General features: G+C 43.0%; 4 protein-coding genes. 1 reads left to right on the top strand and 3 read right to left on the bottom strand.

Annotation, left to right across the window (positions count from 1 at the left end; genetic code table 11):
* From A2517_RS08870 to A2517_RS08860, 3 genes are all read right to left on the bottom strand, one after another.
* On the bottom strand, nt 1-1,842 hold a 1,842-nt coding region (locus A2517_RS08870; protein WP_294896198.1), incomplete at its 3' end, for a protein kinase.
* Nucleotides 1,843-3,405, bottom strand: a complete 1,563-nt coding sequence (locus A2517_RS08865) for a PAS domain-containing sensor histidine kinase (RefSeq protein WP_294896196.1) — start codon at nt 3,403-3,405, stop codon at nt 1,843-1,845.
* 90 nt (nt 3,406-3,495) lie between these two features.
* Complete coding sequence (locus tag A2517_RS08860) at nt 3,496-4,122, bottom strand: hypothetical protein (protein WP_294896194.1); 627 nt, start codon at nt 4,120-4,122, stop codon at nt 3,496-3,498.
* Nucleotides 4,123-4,234: 112 nt separating this feature from the next.
* On the opposite strand from A2517_RS08860, the gene galU reads away from it, so the two are divergent.
* A partial coding sequence (gene galU / locus A2517_RS08855) for a UTP--glucose-1-phosphate uridylyltransferase GalU (protein ID WP_294896192.1) occupies nt 4,235-4,993 on the top strand: 759 nt, incomplete at its 3' end.

Below are 4,993 nucleotides of genomic sequence, written 5' to 3'. Positions count from 1 at the left end.
CAACAATGACAAATAGTATAAATATTCTTGTTCATCACGGCTAAGCTGCGAAAATTTAGCACGTATCAAACCGGCAATATTAACACTTGCGCCATACGTACGAATTTTTTCCAGATCAAAACGCCATTTCCCCTTCTCATACGCAATCTCGTGTGCATCGATCAAATCGTAAAGAAAGGTTTTAATGTAAAAAGGGTTCCCATCTGTTTTTTTGTGTATAAGCTCTGCGAGGCTCTCTACGTCTGATCTCCCCTCCCCTAACATCTCTTTGAACATGGTTTTCATATCTTTTGTCATAAGGGGGGAAAGGTCAAAAAAGTACACCTCATCCGAACACTGCTCTCGGACTTTTTGGACGAATTCTAATGAGACCGGATTAGACTCAATCTCATCCGTGCGATAGCTGAAAATAAAATGGAGATTAGGGATATCCATCTGCAAAATCGCTTTTTGGATCAGATCGAGGGATGCGCTATCGGCCCATTGCAAATCATCCATAAAAATCACTAACGGTGAGGTATCGGTTGCGATCTGTTTTAAAAATTCCTGCAACGCATAAGGGAGCTGATGACGCATCTCTTCGCCCGTCGTTGCGTTGCTTATAGACTTAGGTGTCAAAATCTCCCGTAACTCCGAAAAATAGTGGCTCAATGTCTGAATACTGCGAGTATCCAACTGCACCTCTTGGGTATTTTTGATATGACGTATCCACACCATCTTGAGTTGAGCAAAGAGTTGTTTAAAACTCAAATAGGGATGAGATGAGCGATTCTGTTCAAACTTTCCCCGTAAAATTCTCGATCCGCTGCTGTTTAAGAGGGTTAAAAATTCCTCAATCAAACGTGTTTTTCCCACACCGCCTGCGCCCGAAACAACAAGCCGAACCCCTTTATGCGAGGTTACTTTTTGAGCTACCTCTTTAAGCAATCCGATCTCTTCGTCACGGCCGAAAATATGATCGCCGAAATGGAGGGTGGGCTGATCTCGGGTTCCGATCTCGAAGTGGGGGATTTGCGCCGATTTATTCAAAGTTCGAAGGGCATGTTTCAGGTCATATATTACCGCTTCATCGCTCTGGTAACGCTCTTGCGATTTTTTCGCAGTGAGTCGGTTAATGATCGTAGAGAGAACCGGTGGAAAATTCTCAACAATCGTTTCGATAGGTGCGGGACGGAGGGCAATTTGTTTATGGATAAGTTCATAACGGTCTTTCGCTTCAAACGGAGAAGATCCCGAAAAAAGGTGATAGAGACTCATTCCGAAACTGTACAAATCGCTTCGAAGATCAACCCTCTGCTTCGTCCGCCCCGTCTGCTCCGGAGACATATACATAAGATTTCCCGACGTTCCGACATTGAGATCGCTGTTATACCTAAAATGATTATCAATAACCGAATATCCGAAATCGATAATTTGAAGTGCTTTGGTTTCATGGTTATAAATAACATTTTTAGGATTGATATCGGCGTGAATAATATGTTTTTGGTGGATAATTTGGAGTGCTTCCGCAATTTTAATGGCGATATTCAGCCCCTCTGAAAGTGAAAAACGGCGGTGCAAGAGCATATCGTATAGGGAATTCCCTCCAATATCTTCAAAAATATGGAGGTATTCCGAAGGGAGGGCTATAATCTCGATTAATTTGACGATTTTAGGGGATTTGAGCTGGGAGAGTATCTGTTGCTCGTTCATAAACTGGGTTATTCTGTGTTCATTCATTTCCCCCGGTTTGAGCATTTTAACAATCACCCGCTTCCCATCGCTTGTCCGAAGGGCACGATAGACAACCGTAGAAATATTTTCATGCAAGGTATCGATAATTTGATAATGATGACTAAGCAATCAGTTTCCTTTTAATTTGGCTCGTACTGAAAAACAGCTTCCCCTCCCTACTTCGGAGCGAACATGTACTGACATATCCATAGCTTCAGCGTACTCACGGACGATATTCAGCCCTAATCCCGTACCGAAACCATGATCGCGTACTTGAGCAAACGGTTCAAATATGAGAGAGAGCTTATCTTCGGCTATCCCCATTCCGCTGTCTTCAATCTCAATGATACACGCATCCGGACTCTCTTCTACCCGCACTACGACACTTCCATCCGAAGTAAATTTCAGTGCGTTAGAGATCAAATTTGTGATGATTTGTTTAAATTTTACTCCGTCACACTCTATCGGGATAACACTTTTTGTTGACTTAAAATCATACTGGATAGTGCTGTTTTTTCGGAGACTTGAACAATTTTCAAATGCTTCTTGGGTAAGTGATACCGCATTGTGAGGTGCAATCCTAAAAGCCGTTTTTCCCGATTTCATTTTGGCTATATCAAGAAGAGAGTTGATCAATTCCAACAAGTTTTCTGCATTGGCATACGAGCGCTGCAAATATTTTTTGACCAGCTCACGGCTTTCCTCATCCTCAATAATCTCATCATAGCTCTCCAGCGCTTGATCGGTAAAATTGACAATCGCATTGAGAGGGGTACGAAGTTCATGGGATACCTGATCGAAAAACTGAGTTTTGGCTTCGAGCAATTGAAGCGCTTCTTCTTTGGCACTCATCATCTCCGAAATATCATGACGGATTGAGAGGATTTCAATAATCGTATTATCTTGATTTTTAATAGGAACAATCGTAGTGGCAAAATAACGCGTCCCCCCGTATTTATCCATATTTTTCAGAACCCCTTTCCAAATCTCGCCGTTATGGATCTGCTGTTCTGCTATTTTTTCACACATGACCTCGCTGTTTCGATCAAAGAAAATCGAGACATTGCGTCCGACTAACTCTTCGGGTGTGTAATGGAGCGTTTCGCAGAGGGTGTCGTTGACGTAGGTGATAATCCCATCCAGATTGCATCGTGCTACCAAGTTGGAAGCATCGATCGCCTGATAGTATTGTGAGAGAATGAACTGTGTCTCTTCTTTTTCGTGTGTGCTGATACGGATCCCCTCCTCCAAAACACACTTGTAACTCATCATATCAGTGACATCGGAGAGGGTAATCACATAAATATCTTCGCTCGGCTCCAATAAAGTGACAGAAACTGAAAAAGTATAGATTTTATCGTGTGCGCTGATACCCACTTTATAGTGCTCTTTTTCACCCCTCAAGACTGTTTTAAACCAAGGGGTATTCAAATACCCCTCATACACATACCCGTATTTGTCTATCTGCAGAAACTGTTTTGAGAGAGAAAAATCGGAGTCAAATAGATCCACGCCAAAAGCCGAAAAAAAATCGCCAAATGCTTTATTGGCATCTATAATATGATACCCGTCGCTAATCGCGATCATATCGCGGGTGAGATGAAAGATTGATTTGTAATAGCGGTAGGTAGGATCGCCCTCTCTTAATTTCGATTTTAGCTGATCTTTACGTGTCAGTTCTTGGTTCATCATCCACCCGTTTTTCCTCTATTAAATAGTTACTTTATAATAGCATGAAACAGGGATGAAATCCCTCCGTACTGTAGAGATTATTGAACTATTTTAACGCTCATGCGGGTTACCGTGTCCTTTCTCCCCATGTCCGTTTCGATCATCACGCCGATCATCTCTTCGCTCTTGAGGGTTATTTGAATGCTTTTTCCCTCGGTAATGTTCATCAATCCGATTATACCGCTCACCGCTTCGGCGTCGCTCTATTACCTCGTCCGCACTGATGCGATGGTAATCGGAGAGGAAGCGGACATTGACCAACTCGACAATATCGGCATCACGAAGACGGTGCTTTTTATCCTTATGATACCCGTACGCTTTTCCATAAGGAGGTTGATGGTAACGATGGGTATCCACGACATACAACGTATGCGGATTAAGTCCTAGCCGCAGACTGATATCCCACCAGCTGATTCCGCGCAGACGTAAATCGCTAATGTATCGGGCATCGCGATGCGACTCACGAGCTAAAAAGTAGACAACACTCATCTCATCACGCGGGATGGAACGTTCAATCACCACAACTTCCTGATAGGGAACACGATAATAATCGCCGATAGAAAAGGTAAATCCATTAATCCCTTGATCTGAACCGGAAACGCCGATATCAAAATTTGATGCACCTAAAGATGTGCCTAAAATTCCCGCAATTAGGGCTAAACGAATAGTTGTTTTCATAACTTTCCTTTATAAGAGATTCCTCATTGTATCTTATGTTGTGTAATCAAATAGTAAACAGATTTACTACGGACAAATGTGATAAAATATCACCCATAATTAAGGAGTCTCAATGATTAAAAAATGCCTTTTCCCTGCTGCAGGCTACGGAACCCGATTTTTACCTGCAACCAAAGCAATGCCGAAAGAGATGTTGCCGGTACTCACCAAACCTCTCATCCAATACGGTGTCGAAGAGGCGGTTGAAGCGGGAATGCATACGATGGCTATCGTAACAGGACGGGGAAAACGGGCATTGGAAGATCATTTTGATGTCAGCTACGAACTTGAACATCAGATTAAAGGAAGTGATAAAGAACACTACCTCACTGAGATTCGTTCTCTTATCGATCAATGTACCTTCTCCTATACACGTCAAAATGAAATGAAGGGGTTGGGACATGCGATCCTCACAGGTGAGACACTCATCGGGAATGAGCCGTTTGCCGTTATCCTCGCCGATGACCTATGTGACGGAAACGGAGACCGCAGTGTCCTTTCTCAAATGGTTGAATTGTTTAACAAATACAAATGTTCCATCGTCGCCATTGAAGAGATTGATCCAAGCCATACCAACCGCTACGGTATCATAGAGGGGAAAGAGATCGAAGAGGGGGTGTATATGATCTCCAACATGGTCGAAAAACCCGATCCATCTGTTGCACCTAGCAACCTTGCTATCATCGGACGCTATATCCTCACTCCCGATATATTCGGCATAATTGAGAATACCCCCGCCGGTAAAGGGGGCGAGATTCAAATCACCGATGCCCTTATGACACAAGCACAAAAAGGGATGGTTTTAGCCTATAAGTTTAAAGGGAAACGTTTT

The sequence above is a fragment of the Sulfuricurvum sp. RIFOXYD12_FULL_44_77 genome (assembly GCF_001830725.1).
In the GTDB taxonomy this organism is placed as follows: domain Bacteria; phylum Campylobacterota; class Campylobacteria; order Campylobacterales; family Sulfurimonadaceae; genus Sulfuricurvum; species Sulfuricurvum kujiense_A.
The sequence above is the reverse complement of the archived record's forward strand: the minus strand, read 5'-3'. Positions and strand labels throughout refer to the sequence as shown.

Bases quoted from the DNA above. Each gene is read 5' to 3' on its own strand.
- A2517_RS08865 (WP_294896196.1), bottom strand. From the start codon at position 3,405: ATGATGAACCAAGAACTGACACGTAAAGATCAGCTAAAATCGAAATTA.
- A2517_RS08860 (WP_294896194.1), bottom strand. From the start codon at position 4,122: ATGAAAACAACTATTCGTTTAGCCCTAATTGCGGGAATTTTAGGCACA.